We start from the raw sequence: 17,010 nt of genomic DNA, 5'->3' as shown, positions 1-17,010 counted from the left end.
CGATCGTCACGACAAGTCGCTATCTTCCGGGGCCGTCCCGGAAAGCACTTCGGGAATGGTCTGCCGTACATAGCGGCCCGGCGCGGGCTCGATGGGGGGCAACTCGCCATCACCGGGATGTCGCGCCGCCACTGTCTTGTCGGGATCGGCATAGCGGTTGTCGGTCATCCAGGCTTGCCAATGCGGCCACCAGGAGCCTTCGCGATACTCGGTGCCCTCGAACCAGGCATCCGGGTCGTCGGGCATCTCGTCACGCGTCCAGTACCCGTATTTCTGGCGCGTCGGCGCATTGACGATGCCGGCGATGTGCCCGGCGCCTCCCAGCACGAAGGTGCGTGGTCCCTTGGGCAGGCGCGCACCGAGATAGCAGGTCCGCCACTTGGCGATATGGTCGTCACGCGTGGCCACGAAATAGCTCGGGGTCGACACCTTGCGCAGATCGATCCTGACACCGTCCAGCTCGATGCCGCCGGGCTCGATGAGACGGTTCTCCCGGTACATGTGACGGAGATACCAGCCGTGCGTGCCCGCCGGCAGGTTGGTGCCATCGCTGTTCCAGTACAACAGGTCGAAGGTCGGCGGCGTCTCGCCCTTGAGATAATTGCTGATGTAGAACGACCAGAAGAGATCGTTCTCGCGCAGCAAGTTGAAGGAAAAGGCCATGACCCGGCCATCGAGATAACCGTCACGCGCCAGTTGACGCTCGATGCCGGCCAGTACCGGCTCACTGAGGAACACGCCGATTTCGCCGGGATCGCTGAAGTCCAGCAAGGTCGCCATGTAGGTCACCGAGCGGACCTTGCGGCCACGTCGAGTGCTGGTCAGATAGGCGACCGTGGTCGCCGCCAGCGTGCCGCCGATGCAGTAGCTCAGCAAGTTGACGGACTTCTCGCCGCAGGCTTGCTCGATCGCCGCCATGGCGGCGATCGGCCCCGACTGCATGTAGTCGGCCCAGGTCAGGTGACGCTGCTCCGGCCCGGGATTGCGCCAGGAGATCATGAAGACGGTATGCCCTTGCTCTACCAGCCACTTCACCATCGAGTTGTCCGACCGCAAGTCGAGGATGTAGTACTTGTTGATCCAGGGCGGCACGATCAGCAGCGGTGTCTTGAAGACCTTGTCGGTGGTCGGATGGTACTGGATCAACTGCATCACGTCGTTTTCGAAGACCACGTCTCCAGGCGTGATGGCGATGTTGTCACCCAGCCGAAAGGCGCTGCGATCGGTCATCGCGACATTGAGTCCTTCGGCGGAGTTGTCCAGGTCCTCGCGCAGCCGCCGGAGTCCCTCGACGAGATTCTGCCCTCGCGTCTCGAGCGTCTTGCGTACCACCTCGGGGTTGGTGGACACGAAATTGCTCGGCGCCAGCGCATTGACGTATTGCCGTGCATAGAATTCCAGCTGATGTCGCACGTGTGGGGGCAAACCGTCGAGGCTGGCGAGCAGTTCCTCGATGGCACGCACGAACAACAGGTAATGCTGGAGAATGAAGCGGTAGAAAGGATGGGAATGCCAGGCGTCGTCGCGAAAGCGGCGATCCTCGGGGCGCGGTTCGATCACCGGCGGCACCTGCTCTCCCATGATCTCGCGCAAGGCATTCTGCCACACTCGCCACTGATCCTGGGCCAGACGCATCTGCACGGTGTAGACCGCCGGTGCGTTGACGATCATGGCATCCGCCCCGATACGCAGGTTCTCCTGAATATCGGCGTAGACCGAAGCACCTGCCTCGCTGGGCCACAGACGATTGAAGGCCTCCTGCATGAGGGCTTGATATTGCTCGTTGAAGGCAGTCACCTGGCGCTGCCAGGCGTGCGGGTCACTGAAGGCGCTATCGCCCTCCTCAGGCCCTTGCCACATACGCTCTCTCCCGGCCGCTTTGCGGACAAGGCGAACCGAGGCGCTGTTCTCCCGAGCCTCGTCACGCCATCTCTTCACACCCGCTCTTCACACCCGCTCTTCACGCCAACGCTTCGCACCGGCGTGGCACCCGCGCTACCCATCAGCGCGGCATGCCGAGTGGCAGCCGTCCTGCCGGACACGCTGCCGAACTCGGCGAACGCGTTACTGCTTGCTGCTGCGTGAAGAGGACGACTGGTTGCCGCCGCTGGACGCCTTGGCGGGTTCGGACGCCTTGGCTGACTCGGATGCCGACTTCATGTTTTCCGACGCCTGATCGGCGGCGTTCTGCCCGGCTTCGGCCATCATGTCCTCGAGTTCGCTCTTGAACTTGAGACTGATGTCGGCCATGGCACGCGCGTCCTCGAGCATTTGCTTGGACAGCGCGTTGAGCATGTCGGCCTGCTGGGTCGTGAAGTCACGCATGCCCTCGGCGTCCTTGACCTCGGAAGCGGCCCGCATGCGCTCCACGCCCAGCTGGCTGTAGCGCTTCATGGCATCGAGCTGGTATTCGGTCATTCGCTCCATGTTGTCCAGCATCAGACCGTTGAACTTGCGCATGGGCTCGAAAAAGCCACGCGTTTGTTCGGAGAAGGCACTAAACATTTTGTCCTGCATGACGAATTCCTCCTGGAGGATCTAGGCGAGGCCAGTGCGCGTTATGCTGCACTGCACAAAGAATAGTCCTGCCCCGACGGACTTGCAATTGCTGGATGTCAAGACTTCAGGACTTTTTTCGTGTCGAACCGTGAGTCGCTTCATCCGGCCGGGGCTCCGCCTGACGCAGCATGTCCATCAACATCTGCTGATAGTGACCGAAGCTCGCGACGCCCTGGGCCAACCCCTGTTGCAGAAACGGCTGCATGAGGCTCCAGGGGTCGTAGCCCTCGACGCCGGCTTCCATCTGCCGACGGACATGTGCCATCAGTTCCTGCTGAAAGGCCTCGACATCCGGCAGCCCCATCGCTTGCCGAAATTCCTGCGGGGTGAGGTCGAACTCGACATGGACTTTCATGCGCTGCTCCCGTTGCTGACTGCCTTCAGTGTAGCGAGCCATGGCCGAAACGTGAGCGACGGACACGAAAAAGCCCGCCTGACACAGGCGGGCTGGATTCTGGATGACGCCGGTCATGCCTGGCTGAACGAAGCGCCTTCAGCCAAGACGCGGCGTGCTCACCTCGACATCGGCGTTCTGCGCCCGGTGACGCAGGTAATGATCCATGAGCGTCAGCGCCATCATCGCCTCGGCGATCGGCGTGGCCCGGATGCCGACACAAGGGTCATGGCGTCCCTTGGTGACGACCTCGACGGCCTCCCCGTGCACATCGATCGAGCGCCCGGGCTGGGTGATGCTCGAGGTCGGCTTGAGTGCCAGATGCGCAATCAGGGGCTGCCCCGAGGAAATGCCGCCCAGCACTCCCCCGGCGTGGTTGGAGAGAAAGCCCTGCGGTGTCATTTCGTCGCGATGCTCGCTGCCCCGCTGGGCAACCGATGCGAAACCGTCCCCGATTTCCACGCCCTTGACCGCGTTGATGCTCATCAAGGCATGCGCCAGGTCGGCATCCAGGCGGTCGAAGACCGGTTCACCGAGCCCTACCGGCACGCCCTCGGCGACCACCGTGATGCGCGCGCCGACGCTGTCCTGGTCGCGCCGCAACTGGTCCATGAAGGCTTCGAGTTCGGGAAGCTTGTCCGGATCGGGGCAGAAGAAGGGATTGGTGTCGACCGCCTCCCAGTGCTTGAAGGCGATGTCGATGGGGCCCAACTGACTCATGTAACCGCGCACGCGAATGCCCTGCGAGGCCAGGAACTTGCGCGCGATGGCACCGGCGGCGACGCGCATCGCGGTCTCCCGCGCGCTCGAGCGCCCGCCCCCGCGGTAATCGCGAATGCCGTACTTGTGATGGTAGGTGTAATCGGCGTGGGCGGGCCGGAACTGGTCCTTGATCTTCGAGTAGTCCTTGGAGCGCTGATCGGTATTCTCGATCAGAAGGCCGATGGGCGTCCCGGTGGTGACGCCCTCGAACACCCCGGAAAGAATGCGCACCTGATCGGGCTCACGGCGCTGGGTGGTATGCCGCGACGTTCCCGGGCGGCGCCGATCCAGATCGTGCTGCAAGTCCGAGGCCTCGAGCGCCACGCCCGGCGGGCAGCCATCGACGATGGCCCCCAGCGCCTCGCCGTGGCTCTCGCCGAAGGTGGTGACGGTGAACAACTTACCAAATGTATTACCGGACATTCCGCGCTCCTCAACGATCAGGCGAACGACGCCGCATATTGATCAAGCTCGGCGGCGGTCAATGCAAACACGCCTTCGCCGCCACGCTCGAACTCGAGCCACAAGAACGGGACCTCGGGAAATGCCGCATCGAGATGGCGTGCGGAGTTCCCTACCTCGACGATCAGCACGCCGTCGTCGGTCAGATGCTCGCGCGCCTCGCGCAGCATGCGACGCACGATATCCAGCCCATCATCGCCGGCCGCCAGGGCCAGGGTCGGCTCATGGCGGAACTCGGCCGGCATGCCCGCCAGGTCGCGCGCATCGACATAGGGGGGATTGGAGACGATGACATCGTAGCGCTGCCCGGCCACGCCGGCGAACAGGTCCGAGGTCACCGCGCGCACGCGGTGGCCCACGTCGTGACGCACGATGTTGGCCTTGGCCACCGCCAGCGCGTCGGGGCTGATGTCCACCAGGTCCACCTCGGCCGTCGGCAGGTAAAGGGCCGTGGCGATGCCGATGCATCCCGAGCCGGCGCACAGGTCCAGCACGCGCGACGGCGGCCACTGGTCGAACCAGGCTGCAAAACCGTCCTCGATCAACTCCGCGATCGGCGAACGCGGAATCAACACTCGCTCGTCCACATCGAAGAGATGACCGGCGAAAAAGGCCTCACCCAGCAAATACGGCAGTGGCGTACGCGCCTCGATGCGCTGACGTACCAGCGCCACGACACGCTGACGCTCGAGCGGCAGCAAGCGCGCATCCAGCACCGCCGGATCGGTGTCCCAGGGCAGGTGCAACGCGCCCAGCACCAGCGCCACCGCTTCGTCCCACGCACTCGCCGTGCCATGCCCGAAGTGCAGCCGGTGGGCATTGAACTCGCTGGTCGCCCAGCGCAGACAGTCGCGCAGCGATACCAGGCCCTCGGCCAGGGCAGCGTCGTCGAGGGTGAGCGTGGAGACGTGGGTCGATCGGGAAGCGGGCACGATGCGTCCTGTTTAGCGGTTCCGTGGAACAGGCGATTGTACCCGGACGGCGCGCCGGTTCACAGCCGTTGGCAAGTCGCTATACTGGGGGCTTCGCAACCGACCGTGCCGCCCTTTGGGAGTTTCGTCATGAGCCGACGCCGTGGCCCGCCCGACGACGCCGACATCAACTTGTTCCGCCAGGCGCTGGAAAACGCCGGCGTGCGCCGCCTGCATGCCAACCGCGCCGACCCCGGACAAGCGCGCCGCCGCGATGACGACGATGCCCTGGCCGAGCGCCGCGCGGCCGCGACCAGCGCCGATAGCCAGGCGCCGACCAGCCGCACCAGCGACGGCCGTGTGGAGCCGGTGCGTCCCAGCGAGGCACTGGACTTCGCGGTGCCCGATCTCCCCTATCGCACACGCACGCAACTCAAGCGCGGCAATATCGCCTGGGAGGCCGGTCTGGACCTGCACGGCTACACCGTCAACGATGCCCGCGCGCAACTGGAAGCCTTCCTCCATGATGCCCACGGGCAGCGGTGGCGCTGCGTGCTCGTCGTCCATGGCAAGGCTCGCGCCTCGCAGTTGAGCGAGCGCGACGATTACCCCGTCATCAAGAGCCACGTCAACGCCTGGCTGCGCGAATGGCCATCCGTGCTGGCCTTCTGCTCGGCGAAGGATGCGGATGGCGGCACCGGTGCGGTCTACGTGCTGCTGCGCCGTCGCGGCGACGCTCTATAGTCCGCGAACCAGCCGGCTAGCGGGACGACGGCGTGTTCCGCCCCGACATCACGGGATAGCGCCGGGCATCCGGAACATCGCCTTCCGCCACGGTCATGTCGCGCCGTCCTTCGTACCGATCGATGGCCTGAGCGGCCAGATGGCGACCCAATTGAATCAACGCCTCGGCGCGATGAAACTCGTAGGCGCCACAGACGCTCTTGGGCACTTCGATCAAGATATCGGGGGGATAGCCGGCCACCTTGTACTTGGCCAGTGCTGCCTGGGTGATATCGAACGAGGCCAGCATCATGTCGAGCTTGCTCCAGGCCCGCTCGGCAGCCGCCTGCTCGGTGAGCTCGCTGACGTCGCCTTCGTCGGTGCCATTGCCGAACATGTGCTGCACGCGTTGGCGGACGCCCCCCAGCCAGCCACCGAACCCCTGCCCGCGGGATTCGCGTTCCCGCTCACGCGCCACTTCCTGGGCCGCCTCCTCGGGCGGCAGCAGTTCCTCGAGCGTGATCTGACGCGACGTCTGCGCGGTGGAGTTGACCGCCACCACCAGGTCGGCATGCACCGCTACGGTGGGAATGATCGGCAAGGGATTGAGCAATCCGCCATCGACCAGGATCTGGCCGTCGAGATGCACCGGCGTGATGATGCCGGGCACCGCGATGGAGGCCCGAATCGCACGCAGCAACGGTCCGCTCTGAAACCAGATTTCCTTTTGCCGGGTCAGGTCGGTGGCCACGGTCGTCAGCGGAATGCTCAGGTCCTCGATGCGGATATCTCCGATCAGGCTCTCGAGCTTGTTCATGACCTTGCTGGCACGCATGGCGCCCATCGGGCTCCAGGTCACGTCGACCAGCTTGAGCACATCGAAGTAATCCAGCCGGCAGACCCAATCGCGGTATCCCTCGAGCTGCCCGGCGGCATAGATCCCGCCCACCAGAGCGCCCATCGAGCAGCCCGAAATGGCGGCGATTTCATAGCCGCGCGAACGTACCTCGTCGATCACGCCGATGTGCGTATACCCACGCGCACCACCGCTACCCAACACCAGCGCAATACGCTTGCCCATCTCAGCCCTCTCCTTTACGCATCATGCCGCTCCCCGTCTTTCATGCACCGTCACGCTCATGGGCAACGATCGCCTCGGCCACCGCCGCGACGGCGTCGGCCTCGAGGTGAAGATGATGACCGCCGGGCAGGATGACCCGCGTGAGATTCGCCACCGCCGCCCTGGCCCGACGGGCATAGTCCCGCTCGACGAGGATACCGTCTTCGCCTTCGATCAACAGTACAGGCGCCTCGATACTGCGCAGCATCGACAGCATCTGTTCACTGCTGAAGCGCACTAGCGAGGGGCGCAGCAAGCGACTATCGGAGCGCAGGCGCACATGGCCGTCATCTTCTTCGTCCAGATTGCGCCGTACCAGCGGGGCGGCCGTCACGGCATCGATGGGCGTCACGCCGCCCGCCACGCGTGCCGCGATGGCAGTGGCCTCGTCGGGATAGCGCGGCACCGAGGAACGCGAGCGGCGGCGCTGGATCAGCCCCATGCGCAGTTGCTTGGCGGTGTCCTCGACCTCGGTGGTCAAGGTGCCCAGGCCGTCGATCAGCACCAGGTGCGCGACACGCTCCGGCATCGCCGCCGCCACCAGGCACGAGACGGCCGCCCCCATCGAATGCGCCAGCAACGGCGCGCACTCCAGCCCCAGGGCATCGAGTGCGTCCAGCACGTCCAGCGTATACTCCCAGATCGGGTAGTCGCCGCCTTCGGCGCGCGGCTGCGAGTGCCCGTGGCCGGGAAAGTCGATCGCGACGATGCGAATTCCCAGCGCCTCGACCAGCAACGGCGCCAGGCGCGAGAAGCTCTCGGCGTTATCCAGCCAGCCATGCAGCGCCAGCCATGTCGGCGCCTCGGGATCGCCCCAGGCCAGGGCCGCGAGTCGCCCATGGGCGAGGGTCAGGGATTCGGGTTCGCGCATGAGGACTCCAACAAATCATCGATCTCGACATGCCGGGATCGGCACATCGTCGCAGGTGACATAACGGCACCGGAGCAGCGAACCTCGTCGCCGCGCTGGGCCTAGCAGGCTAACGGGTTTACCATAAACCTTCTCGTTTCCCAAGCCGACCAAGGAACAAGGATCCATCGTGCCAAGATCTCGCCCGTCTCGCCCTACCCGCCTGCGCAATACGCTCTTCTGGATCGTCGTGGCCATCGCACTCATCGTGGGCTTCGTGCTGGCAAGACAGGGAAGCTGACCGCCCATGGACCTGCTGGCCGTCTTCTCGCAAACGCTGCAAGTCACGCTGCCCGTCTTCGCCATGGTGTTCCTGGGCATTCTCTTCAAGCGCATCGGCTGGATCGACGCGCACTTCATCTCCACCGCCTCGGCCCTGGTGTTTCGCGCCACCATGCCGACGCTGATCTTTCTGAGTATCGTCCGGGCCGACCTGGACGTCGCCCTGCAACCGGGGCTCATCGTCTATTTCCTGGGCTTTTCGGTTCTCAGCTTTTTCCTGGCCTGGGGCTGGGCCATCTGGCGCTGCCCCTTCGCCGACCGCGGCGTCTTCGCCCAGGGTGCGTTTCGCGGCAACTGCGGCATCGTCGGCCTGGCCCTCGCTGCGAGCCAATACGGCGACTACGGCCTATCGCTGGGGAGCATCATGGCCGGGGGCATCATCATCGTCTACAACGTACTGGCGGCGATCATCCTCGCGTACTACAGTGCCAACGCACGCTCGGGCCTCGGCTCCATCCTCAAGCATGTTGCCAGGAACCCGTTGATTCTCAGCGTGTTGCTGGCGATGCCCTTCGCCTACTTCCAGGTCCCGCTGCCCGAGTGGTTGATGACCTCGGGCGATTACTTCGGCGCCATGTCTCTGCCGTTGGCCCTGGTCTGCATCGGCGGCACGCTGTCGTTCAGTTCCGTCAAGCAGAGTAGCGGTCCGGCCCTGGATGCCAGCTTATGGAAAATCGTCTGGATTCCCCTGCTGGGTGTACTGGGCGCCTATGCGCTCGGCTACCGCGGACGGGAGCTGGGCATGCTCTTCCTGTTTCTGGGAACCCCGGGGGCTGCCGCCAGCTTCGTGATGGCCAAGGCCGTCAATGCCAACGCCAAGCTGGCCGCCAACATCATCGTGATCACTACCTTCGCTTCGCTGTTCACGCTCAGCGCCGGCGTTTTCATATTGACCATCGCGGGATGGATCTAGGGTTCGACACGACAAGGAGTCAACCGCTACATGCTCGACAGTTACAGCGCCCTGGCCGGCCAGTTCTTCGGCGTGGTCTCGTTGATACTTTGCCTTCTGGCCTTCTCCAGCAAGCGGGACGATCGGCTGATGGTGCTGTTGCTCTCCGCCAACGTGGCGTTCGCGTTACAGTTCGTTCTCTTCGCGAGCTGGACCGCCGCCGCGTTGACGGTACTGGTGATCGTGCGCATCGCGCTCGCCCGACGCTATCCGGGCAGCAGGAGCGTCATGGCCGGCGTGCTGGTCGCCAGCGGCGTGGCCGCCCTGCTGACCTGGCAAGGCTGGGCGGACCTTCCCGCCGTCGTGGCCATGGCGGTGGGCACGGTGGGCATGTTCCTGCTGAGTGGCATCGCCATGCGCGTCGCGCTCGGCGTGGCGGCGTCGTCATGGTTTCTCAGTCATGCGCTGGTGGGCTCCGTGGGCGGCATGCTGGCCGAGGCGCTGGTATTCGTCACCAACGCCGTCACCATCTACCGCCTGTTCCGCGCCAAGCGTCGCTACCCGCAAGCGTTCGAATGAGCAGTGCACTCGGCGATACGGCTTGGCCGAAACGCGCTCGCCCCGTGGCAGTCTCTCAGGTGCGATACGACGCATAGGTTGCGCTCGCGCGGCTCAAATGATGATGCATCGCCTCGCGTGCGGCCTCTTCGTCGCCTGCCACGATCGCTTCGAGGATATCCGCGTGCTCCTGGGCGACGCGTTCCAGGTACCGATGCGTCGCCGCCGTATCGAGCTCGACCGAAAGCAGCTTGGCACGCGGAATGGCGCCCAGGTTCAACTGCTCGTACACCGTCGTGAACGCCGGGTTGTGGGTCGCCTGGGCCACCGCGAAGTGAAAGGCGAAGTCCTCCTCTCTCGCCTGCGACCGATGCTGGAAGGCCTCGATGAAGCGCGCGTGCGCCTGTCGCAGCCGCTCGAGATCCGCATCGTCGCGCCGTGCCGCCGCCAGCGCGGCGGCTTCCGGCTCCAGGGTCAGGCGTAATTCGAGAATGCCCAGAATGTCCTCGACCGTCGTCAGGCTGATGCGCTTGGCGGGATACGCTTCTTCCGGCGCCGCACGCAGAACGCGCGTACCGATCCCGCGCCGCGTCTCGACCAGGCCGAGCGACTTGAGGTGCGTGATGGCCTCGCGTATGACAGTACGGCTGACGCCGAACATCTCGCACAGGCCGTTCTCCGGCGGCAGTTTATCGCCGACGGCGATCTCTCCTCGGGAGATGATCGCTTCGAGTTGCTGCGAGACCTGCTGGGACAGGCTCCCCTGCTGGGAGACACGTTTAACGTCAAGTGAGTTCATATTGCGTATTTCGCATGATGATTTTTACTCTTTATTCGTTTGGCAGACCAATACCAGGCATTCGAGCTCGACCCCCACCCCGGAATCAAATACTGCATCGCGATGGCATCACTGCACTGCATGACAGTGAGACTCGCGTAGAGCAGCTGGGTCCCGGCATCAGTTTTTCTTTACCTTCGCGCCGGTGGGACTCGCCCCTTTGTTCACGCTTGATCGCCACTATCCCTCAATTGCACCAGTTCCGCATACAACCCGGAAGGGATTGACATACCCTCGCTTCGGCTACGCGCCCTGGCCGCATGTCGTCGCTGCGATGGTAAGCGAGCCCCTTGGGCAGTGATACCCTCGAACAAGGCTTCGGCCTGCTGTAAACGCAAGTCGACATCCCCACCGAGGAAGACGTGCGGGTCCATGGCCAGGATGAACTCACCATGCCGAGGCGTTCCTTCGTCACTGCCATCCGCCGGATGGGTCTGATGGCCCAGACGATCGCCGATGAGTGGCCCGGCCAGAAGTTCGATCATGATCGACAATGCGGTCCCCTTGTGACCACCGAACGGAAGGAGCGCTCCGGCCAGCGCCGCCTCTGGCTCGGTCGTCGGCTGTCCCCTCTCGTCGAGCGCCCAGCCTTCCGGAATCGACTCACCGGCCCGGCGGTGCAGTTCGACCTCACCGCGTGCGACCATGCTGGTCGCGAAGTCGAAGACGAACGGAAGGCCATCGGGGCGCGGCCAGGCAAAGGCGATGGGGTTGGTGCCCAATAACGCCGAGGTACCGCCGGCCGGAGCCACATAGGCGTGGCTCGGTGTCATGGCCAACGCTACCAGGCCTTGATCCGCCAGAGACTCGACTTCAGTCCACAAGGCCGAGAAGTGAAAGGCATCGTTGACGGCGAGTACCGCCACACCATGGTCACGGGTTTTCTCGACCAGCGCTTGACGCCCTTTCTCGAATGCCAGAAGCGAGCAGCCGCCTCGGGCATCGACACTGATCACACCGGGCGCCTGGTCGTGAACCTCGGGAACGGCCCGAGGCTCGACACCGCAATGCCGAACGGTGCGCACGCAATCCAGCAATCGATACAACCCATGCGAGTGGCATTCGTCCCGCTGCGCGGCCACCACGCTGCGGGCAATGGCAGCCGCCTGGTCCTGGGAGAAGCCATTTTGCTCAAGAACATCGACGCTCAGCGTCCAGGCCTCATCCATCGACAGCCGTACGTGCTCATCCATATACGTTCCCCCACTGACCGAACAGGTCGTCGCCTCGTTTACTCAGCGTCGTCGGGATGCCCCGCCGCCGCAAATTTGCCGCCCTGGTAGACGACTGCCGGATCGTCAGGGTCGATCTCGCCGGCCTGCTGTTCGATCTCCTCCCGCCAGATTTCCGAACTGTCCTGCGGAACCCAGCCGAGAAATGCCGACTTGTCGTTGTCCCACCACGACTCGGTATTCGCCGAGGCACCATAGACGACGGTGCACCCCAGCTTGGGAGCCACGAAGGAACGCTTCATCAGGCGCATGAAGTCGTCGACGCTCAGCCAGGTGGCCATCATCCGCGCGTCCTTGGGCTTGGGAAAACACGAACCGATGCGTACGTTGAGGGTCTCGATATCGAACTTGTGGTAATACAGGCTCGCCAGATCCTCACCGAAACACTTGGACAAGCCATACAGCGAGTCGGGACGGCGCGGCACTTCGGTGTCGATTCGCGTAGTGCGTGGATAATAGCCGATGGTGTGATTGGAACTGGCGAACACGATGCGCGGCTTGCCGAGGTTCCTGGCGGCTTCATACAGGTTGTAGGCGCCGATGATGTTGGCCTGGAGAATATCGTTCCAGGGACGTTCCACCGACACCCCACCGAGGTGAATGATACCGTCGCAATCCTTGACCAGATCATGAACGGCCTGGGCATCGGCCAGGTCGCAGGCAACAATCTCCTCGTGCGCCTCGGCCGCGCCGAGATCGGCGATATCCGACAGACGGACCTCGTGCGCCAGCGTTCCAAGATGTGGGCGAATCGCACTCCCCACACCACCAGCAGCCCCGGTCACCAACAAACGATTGAGCATTCTTTCCTCCATTGTTCGAGTCATCGCCGGGCAAGCATTGCGCCATGCGCGTATCCCGTGCGTTCACTTCACCTCTCGGTGCTCGCATGCCAACAGCGGCCCTGTATCCGCAACCCTGTATCAGAAGCCATACAACGTCGCCGGATTATCGACCAGTATTCTCTGGCGCACCTCGGGGGACGCCCAGTCGAGCAGGACATCGAGCTGCTCGGCATCGTCGGGGTATTGCTCGCGCGGCACACCGACGTGCGGCCAGTTGCTCCCCCAGATGATGCGCTCTGGCGCATGGCCGATGACCCGCTTGGCGATCGCCCCGACATCCGCGTAGTCGGGACCGCCGAGCCGGCTGGCTTCATAGCCGGCACATATCTTGAACCAGGCATTGCCGCGATCGAGCAGCCGCAGAATGTCATCCACCCGAGGGTCGTCCGCCGACACCGGCGGCATGAACTTGCCGATATGATCGATGATGTATTCGCCCTCGATACGCTGCAGATCCGCGAGGTAATCGTTCAACTTGCAGCCATTGAACTGAACCATCAGATGCCAGCCCATCGGGCGAATCCGTTGCTCGACCTCGAGCATCTGATCGCTGGCAACGGCGCCCCCCGGCAGGTTCATGATCCGTGCACCGCGCACCCCTTTGTCATGCCAGTCCCGAAGCTCGCTGTCCGATATCTCGGGCGTCACTGCCGCGACACCGCGTGCGCTGTCAGTGCCCAACTGGCCCAGCGCCGTGAGCAAGGCGCGATTGTCACGCTGGTAGGCATTGGGTTGAGTGACCACCACACGCTCGAGCGACAGCCAACGCTGGATCTGTCGGTAATTCTCGACCGTTGCCAGCTCGGGAATCTTCGGACCACCGGGCTGGGCATCGAAGCCCGGCAGATACAGATGGATATGACAGTCGGTCGCACCGGGCGGCGCCTTGAGTTTGGGTGCCGGGCCATCAAGCGGGCGAGTGTTGGCGGGAAGATCGGACACGCTCATGCCTCCTTCAAAGCGAATTGGCGCAATGCATCACGATTGATCTCGATGCCCAGCCCCGGTCCATCGGGTATCTGCACGACGCCACCGTCATGTTCGAGCGGCGTTTTCACCACGGCCTGTCGGAAAGGATTGTGCGTACGATCGAACTCCATGATCGGCTCGATGGGCCGGCGTCGCGGCGGGTTGGGTGGCAAGGCCGCCATGCATTGCAAGCTGGCGGCAAGACACACCGCCGTGCCCCAGACATGCGGAATCAAACGCACACCGAACATGGCCGCCATATCCACGACCCGGCGCATTTCCGAGATGCCGCCCACGCTGCAGACATCGGGTTGCACGATGTCCACCGCCCGCGTTTGCAGCGGCTCGAGCATGGCGTAACGTCCATGCCAGTTCTCGCCACTGGCCACCGGGAGCGGCTGCCCGTCGCGCACGGCGTGATAAGTGGAAATCTGCTCGGGCAATACCGGTTCTTCGAACCATGCCACGTCGAACGCGGCGGCACGCTTGCCGACCTCCAACGCCTCCAAGAGGTCGTAACCATGGTTGGCATCGATCATCAAACGCTTGCCATTGCCCAACGCCTCGCGCGCCGCGGCAATCACTTTCACGTCTTCTTCGACATCGAAACCTATCTTGATCTTGACGCCACAGAACCCTTCTTGCGCGTAACCGGCGACCTCCTCGGCCGTATCCTGCACACGATCGACGCCGTCACGCTTGAATGATCCGGTGGCATAGGCATGCACATGCTCGCGAAAACGCCCGCCCAGGAGTTCGGAAACGGGCGCCCCGTAATGCTTGCCCTTGATATCCCACAACGCGATATCGATACCGCTCAGGGCCGTGACAGTCAGGCCGCGCTGGCCTTGATCACGCAGCCGGTTATAGAGCTCGATCCAGAGCTTTTCCGTCTCGAGCGGATTGCGCCCAATGATCGAGGTCGCATAAGCCTCGATGACAGCCGCATTGGGCTTGGCCGGCCCTAGGCACTCCCCCCAGCCGATCGTACCGTCGTCACATATCACCTCGACCAGACAATGCTGGCGCCGATCAAACCGCATGGAGGCACTTTCGAAGGCCTGCTCCAGCTGATAATCGAGAACGTGTGCATGTATCTTTTCGATTTTCATGTAGGGCGATCCATGAGCGAGAAGAGGAAGATGTCACTGGAAGAAGCCGGGCAGCGTCAGCGATATCGCCGGCACGTAGGTCACCAGCATCAACACCGCAAACAGCGCTAGATAGAACGGCCAGATGGTACGTACCGCCTGTTCGATCTTGATCTTGCCGATAACGCTACCCACGAAAAGACAAGACCCTACCGGGGGAGTACATAGTCCCAGCCCAAGGTTCATCATCATGATGATGCCGAACTGAATGGGGTCCATGCCGAACTCTTCGGCAACCGGCAGGAATATCGGCGTGCAGATCAGGATCAGTGCCGCCATGTCCATGATCATGCCGAGACCCAGCAATATCAGGTTGAGCATCAGCAGGATCACGTAAGGATTCTCGGAGATACTCAACAGTGCGTCGGTCAGCAGCTGCGGTACGCTATAGAGTGCCAGCAGGTACGAGAATGCCGAGGCACATCCCACCAGGATCATCACCAGCGAGGTCGTGCGTACCGCCTGGTAGACCGCCTGCTTGAACGGTTCCCAGCGCAATTCACGGTACACCAGTCCCGTGACGACGATGGCGTAGATAGCGCCGAAGGCACCGGACTCGGTGACCGTCAGAACGCCAGACAGCACCCCGCCGACAATGATCACCGCCGTCATCAGACCGGGCAGCGCAGCCACGAAACTGAGCATCAATGCCGACCACCCGGGAAATGCCTCGCCTTGGTAACCACGCTTGACCGCCACGACATATGCAGCCACGGCCAATGCCAGACACATCAGCACCCCCGGCACGATACCGGCAATGAACAGCTGGGTGATCGAGATGCCGCTCCCGGCGGCGACGGCATAGAGAATCATGTTATGACTGGGAGGAATCACGACACCCGCAATCGACGAGGTAACCGTGACATTGACCGCATAATCGGCGTCGTAACCTTTCTCTTTCATGACCGGGATGAGGATCGAACCCAGTGCGGATGTGTCAGCGACTGCAGACCCCGAGATGCCTCCGAAAAGCATCGAGGAGCTGACATTGACCATTCCCAGACCACCCCGCACACGCCCTACGGCAGCGGATGCCAGGCGTACCAGGCGAGTGGATATGCCGCCATGCAGCATCAGTTCGCCGGCAAAGATGAAAAACGGTATGGCCAGTAAGGAAAAGACCGAGATTCCCGACAATATGCGTTGAAAAGCCACGAAAAGTGGCAGCCCTTCGTAGAGAAAGGTTCCCGCCGCAGCCAGACCGACAGCGAAGGCCACTGGCGCACCTACGATGAGACCCAGAAAGAACAGGCCGAACAGAATCATGAGTCCCATGAGGTCACCCCTTCCGTGACTTGAGCAGGCGCTTGGCGATATTGGTGCAAGAGAACAGAACCATCAGCACGCCACAGATCACCAATGGTGCCGCACGCCAGCTTTCGGAAAATCCGATCATTGGAATGGGACGCTCCAGGTTCTCCAGGACCAGGTGCCACCCTTGCCAGGCCATGAAGAGACCGAAACACGTGACGAAAAGGTCAGCGATATAGCGCATGATCTCGCGTGGCAAATACGGCAGCCCTTCACGCACGAAGTCGATGCTAAGGTGGGTATTGTTTCTCACACCGGCGGCAGCCCCTAGACAGGTGATATAAACGACGATCAGGAGCGAGGACTGTTCCACCCATGTCGGCGTGTCATTGAGCACGTAACGGCCGAAGACCAACCAGCCAAACGTCGCAATCAAGAAAACCAGCAAGATACCCGACACGATGATGCAAAGTTGGGCAATGCCGTCCAGAAAGCCATCGAATGCTGTTCGCGATGCCGAAGCGGGGCTCTGGTCATTCATTTTCTCGGAGAATGAGCTCACGATTTTAAACCCTCTCAAGACCGCTCCGGGCCTGATCCGGCCCGGAGCATTTCATGGCATCTGCGGATCAGCTCTGCGCATCTTGAATATCCGTCACGAGCGACTCCAGTTCCGGGTGCTCCTGAACAAACTGGTCGTAGATCGGCTGCATCTTGGCCTGGAACGCCGACTTGTCATCCACCTCGTTGATCTTCACCCCGGCGTCCAGGATCTTCTGCTTGCTCGCCTGAACACCTTCCTCCCAGAGCGCGCGCTGCTCCTTGGCAGCATCCTCGGCTGCTTCGCGTATCGCCTGCCGGTCTTTCTCACTGAGCTCTTCCCAACTCGCCTTGGCAACACACAAACACTCGGGAAGGATCAAGTGCTCGGTCAACGAGTAGTAATTTGCCACCTCATAGTGGCCACTGGACTCATAAGATGGATAATTGTTCTCGGCGCCGTCGATGACGCCTGTCTTGAGTGACTGTAGGGTCCCGGATGATAGGATCGCCTATAGAAGTTATCCTCTGCTAGCAGCGAGAGAGCTTCTTCAGCAATTCATCCGGGAGCAAGTTCATGGACATCAAGCTGCATAAACAAGCGACCACGA

18 protein-coding genes are annotated in these 17,010 nt (G+C 62.6%); 3 read left to right on the top strand and 15 right to left on the bottom strand.

What is annotated here, in order from left to right:
- Positions 1-6 precede the first annotated feature (6 nt).
- The 5 genes from phaC to prmB all read right to left on the bottom strand — a co-directional run bounded on the left by phaC (position 7) and on the right by prmB (position 5,109).
- Positions 7-1,860, bottom strand: a complete 1,854-nt coding sequence (gene phaC, locus ABGX75_RS00090) for a class I poly(R)-hydroxyalkanoic acid synthase (RefSeq protein ID WP_347410912.1) — start codon at positions 1,858-1,860, stop codon at positions 7-9.
- A 204-nt stretch (positions 1,861-2,064) separates the two neighbouring features.
- The gene (locus ABGX75_RS00085) at positions 2,065-2,517 is read right to left on the bottom strand and encodes a phasin family protein (RefSeq protein ID WP_011507757.1); all 453 of its coding nucleotides are present in this window, start codon (positions 2,515-2,517) and stop codon (positions 2,065-2,067) included.
- Positions 2,518-2,623: 106 nt separating this feature from the next.
- Positions 2,624-2,956, bottom strand: a complete 333-nt coding sequence (locus ABGX75_RS00080; RefSeq protein WP_309105282.1) for a hypothetical protein — start codon at positions 2,954-2,956, stop codon at positions 2,624-2,626.
- Positions 2,957-3,052: 96 nt separating this feature from the next.
- The gene (gene aroC, locus ABGX75_RS00075) at positions 3,053-4,138 is read right to left on the bottom strand and encodes a chorismate synthase (RefSeq protein WP_110061727.1); all 1,086 of its coding nucleotides are present in this window, start codon (positions 4,136-4,138) and stop codon (positions 3,053-3,055) included.
- A 17-nt stretch (positions 4,139-4,155) separates the two neighbouring features.
- The gene (prmB, locus tag ABGX75_RS00070; RefSeq protein ID WP_110061726.1) at positions 4,156-5,109 is read right to left on the bottom strand and encodes a 50S ribosomal protein L3 N(5)-glutamine methyltransferase; all 954 of its coding nucleotides are present in this window, start codon (positions 5,107-5,109) and stop codon (positions 4,156-4,158) included.
- A 129-nt stretch (positions 5,110-5,238) separates the two neighbouring features.
- Here prmB and ABGX75_RS00065 point away from each other — a divergent pair, with 129 nt between their 5' ends.
- Complete coding sequence (locus ABGX75_RS00065) at positions 5,239-5,832, top strand: Smr/MutS family protein (RefSeq protein WP_043558534.1); 594 nt, start codon at positions 5,239-5,241, stop codon at positions 5,830-5,832.
- Positions 5,833-5,848: 16 nt separating this feature from the next.
- Here ABGX75_RS00065 and ABGX75_RS00060 read toward each other — a convergent pair whose 3' ends face one another.
- Both ABGX75_RS00060 and ABGX75_RS00055 read right to left on the bottom strand, forming a co-directional pair.
- On the bottom strand, positions 5,849-6,892 hold the full coding sequence (locus tag ABGX75_RS00060) for a patatin-like phospholipase family protein (RefSeq protein ID WP_347410913.1): 1,044 nt from the start codon (positions 6,890-6,892) through the stop codon (positions 5,849-5,851).
- A gap of 40 nt (positions 6,893-6,932) precedes the next feature.
- Entirely contained in the window at positions 6,933-7,802 is an 870-nt protein-coding gene (locus ABGX75_RS00055; protein WP_110061724.1) for an alpha/beta hydrolase, read from the bottom strand.
- Positions 7,803-8,088: 286 nt separating this feature from the next.
- Between ABGX75_RS00055 and ABGX75_RS00050 the strand changes: the two genes are divergently transcribed.
- Together ABGX75_RS00050 and ABGX75_RS00045 are read left to right on the top strand one after the other, a co-directional pair.
- Entirely contained in the window at positions 8,089-9,036 is a 948-nt protein-coding gene (locus ABGX75_RS00050; RefSeq protein WP_011507764.1) for an AEC family transporter, read from the top strand.
- A gap of 30 nt (positions 9,037-9,066) precedes the next feature.
- A complete protein-coding gene (locus ABGX75_RS00045) occupies positions 9,067-9,594 on the top strand; it encodes a YgjV family protein (protein WP_110061723.1) in 528 nt (175 codons plus the stop codon).
- Between the two features lie 55 nt (positions 9,595-9,649).
- Here ABGX75_RS00045 and ABGX75_RS00040 read toward each other — a convergent pair whose 3' ends face one another.
- From ABGX75_RS00040 to dctP, 8 genes are all read right to left on the bottom strand, one after another.
- Positions 9,650-10,372, bottom strand: a complete 723-nt coding sequence (locus ABGX75_RS00040; RefSeq protein ID WP_110061722.1) for a FadR/GntR family transcriptional regulator — start codon at positions 10,370-10,372, stop codon at positions 9,650-9,652.
- Positions 10,373-10,575: 203 nt separating this feature from the next.
- Positions 10,576-11,604 carry an Ldh family oxidoreductase gene (locus ABGX75_RS00035; protein WP_347410914.1) on the bottom strand — a complete coding sequence of 343 codons (1,029 nt, stop codon included), beginning with the start codon at positions 11,602-11,604 and terminating at the stop codon, positions 10,576-10,578.
- A gap of 38 nt (positions 11,605-11,642) precedes the next feature.
- Positions 11,643-12,446, bottom strand: a complete 804-nt coding sequence (locus ABGX75_RS00030) for an NAD(P)-dependent oxidoreductase (RefSeq protein ID WP_347410915.1) — start codon at positions 12,444-12,446, stop codon at positions 11,643-11,645.
- A 120-nt stretch (positions 12,447-12,566) separates the two neighbouring features.
- A complete protein-coding gene (locus ABGX75_RS00025) occupies positions 12,567-13,430 on the bottom strand; it encodes an amidohydrolase family protein (RefSeq protein WP_110061754.1) in 864 nt (287 codons plus the stop codon).
- 2 nt (positions 13,431-13,432) lie between these two features.
- Positions 13,433-14,569 (bottom strand): mandelate racemase/muconate lactonizing enzyme family protein, encoded by a 1,137-nt coding sequence (locus ABGX75_RS00020; protein WP_011507769.1) that lies wholly within the window; start codon positions 14,567-14,569, stop codon positions 13,433-13,435.
- 33 nt (positions 14,570-14,602) lie between these two features.
- A complete protein-coding gene (locus ABGX75_RS00015) occupies positions 14,603-15,883 on the bottom strand; it encodes a TRAP transporter large permease (protein WP_110061720.1) in 1,281 nt (426 codons plus the stop codon).
- A 4-nt stretch (positions 15,884-15,887) separates the two neighbouring features.
- On the bottom strand, positions 15,888-16,421 hold the full coding sequence (locus ABGX75_RS00010; RefSeq protein WP_011507771.1) for a TRAP transporter small permease: 534 nt from the start codon (positions 16,419-16,421) through the stop codon (positions 15,888-15,890).
- 67 nt (positions 16,422-16,488) lie between these two features.
- Positions 16,489-16,908 carry a TRAP transporter substrate-binding protein DctP gene (dctP, locus tag ABGX75_RS00005; protein ID WP_347410916.1) on the bottom strand — a complete coding sequence of 140 codons (420 nt, stop codon included), beginning with the start codon at positions 16,906-16,908 and terminating at the stop codon, positions 16,489-16,491.
- Positions 16,909-17,010 lie beyond the last annotated feature (102 nt).

This window comes from Chromohalobacter sp. (assembly GCF_039830575.1).
GTDB classification, from domain to species: Bacteria; Pseudomonadota; Gammaproteobacteria; order Pseudomonadales; family Halomonadaceae; genus Chromohalobacter; species Chromohalobacter israelensis.
The sequence above is the reverse complement of the archived record's forward strand: the minus strand, read 5'-3'. Positions and strand labels throughout refer to the sequence as shown.

Excerpts from the sequence above, each read along its gene's own strand:
- phaC (WP_347410912.1), bottom strand. The coding sequence starts at position 1,860 with ATGTGGCAAGGGCCTGAGGAGGGCGATAGCGCCTTCAGTGACCCGCAC.
- ABGX75_RS00085 (WP_011507757.1), bottom strand. The coding sequence starts at position 2,517 with ATGCAGGACAAAATGTTTAGTGCCTTCTCCGAACAAACGCGTGGCTTT.
- ABGX75_RS00080 (WP_309105282.1), bottom strand. The coding sequence starts at position 2,956 with ATGGCTCGCTACACTGAAGGCAGTCAGCAACGGGAGCAGCGCATGAAA.
- aroC (WP_110061727.1), bottom strand. The coding sequence starts at position 4,138 with ATGTCCGGTAATACATTTGGTAAGTTGTTCACCGTCACCACCTTCGGC.
- ABGX75_RS00065 (WP_043558534.1), top strand. The coding sequence starts at position 5,239 with ATGAGCCGACGCCGTGGCCCGCCCGACGACGCCGACATCAACTTGTTC.
- ABGX75_RS00060 (WP_347410913.1), bottom strand. The coding sequence starts at position 6,892 with ATGGGCAAGCGTATTGCGCTGGTGTTGGGTAGCGGTGGTGCGCGTGGG.
- ABGX75_RS00055 (WP_110061724.1), bottom strand. The coding sequence starts at position 7,802 with ATGCGCGAACCCGAATCCCTGACCCTCGCCCATGGGCGACTCGCGGCC.
- ABGX75_RS00050 (WP_011507764.1), top strand. The coding sequence starts at position 8,089 with ATGGACCTGCTGGCCGTCTTCTCGCAAACGCTGCAAGTCACGCTGCCC.
- ABGX75_RS00045 (WP_110061723.1), top strand. The coding sequence starts at position 9,067 with ATGCTCGACAGTTACAGCGCCCTGGCCGGCCAGTTCTTCGGCGTGGTC.
- ABGX75_RS00040 (WP_110061722.1), bottom strand. The coding sequence starts at position 10,372 with ATGAACTCACTTGACGTTAAACGTGTCTCCCAGCAGGGGAGCCTGTCC.
- ABGX75_RS00035 (WP_347410914.1), bottom strand. The coding sequence starts at position 11,604 with ATGGATGAGCACGTACGGCTGTCGATGGATGAGGCCTGGACGCTGAGC.
- ABGX75_RS00030 (WP_347410915.1), bottom strand. The coding sequence starts at position 12,446 with ATGCTCAATCGTTTGTTGGTGACCGGGGCTGCTGGTGGTGTGGGGAGT.
- ABGX75_RS00020 (WP_011507769.1), bottom strand. The coding sequence starts at position 14,569 with ATGAAAATCGAAAAGATACATGCACACGTTCTCGATTATCAGCTGGAG.
- ABGX75_RS00015 (WP_110061720.1), bottom strand. The coding sequence starts at position 15,883 with ATGGGACTCATGATTCTGTTCGGCCTGTTCTTTCTGGGTCTCATCGTA.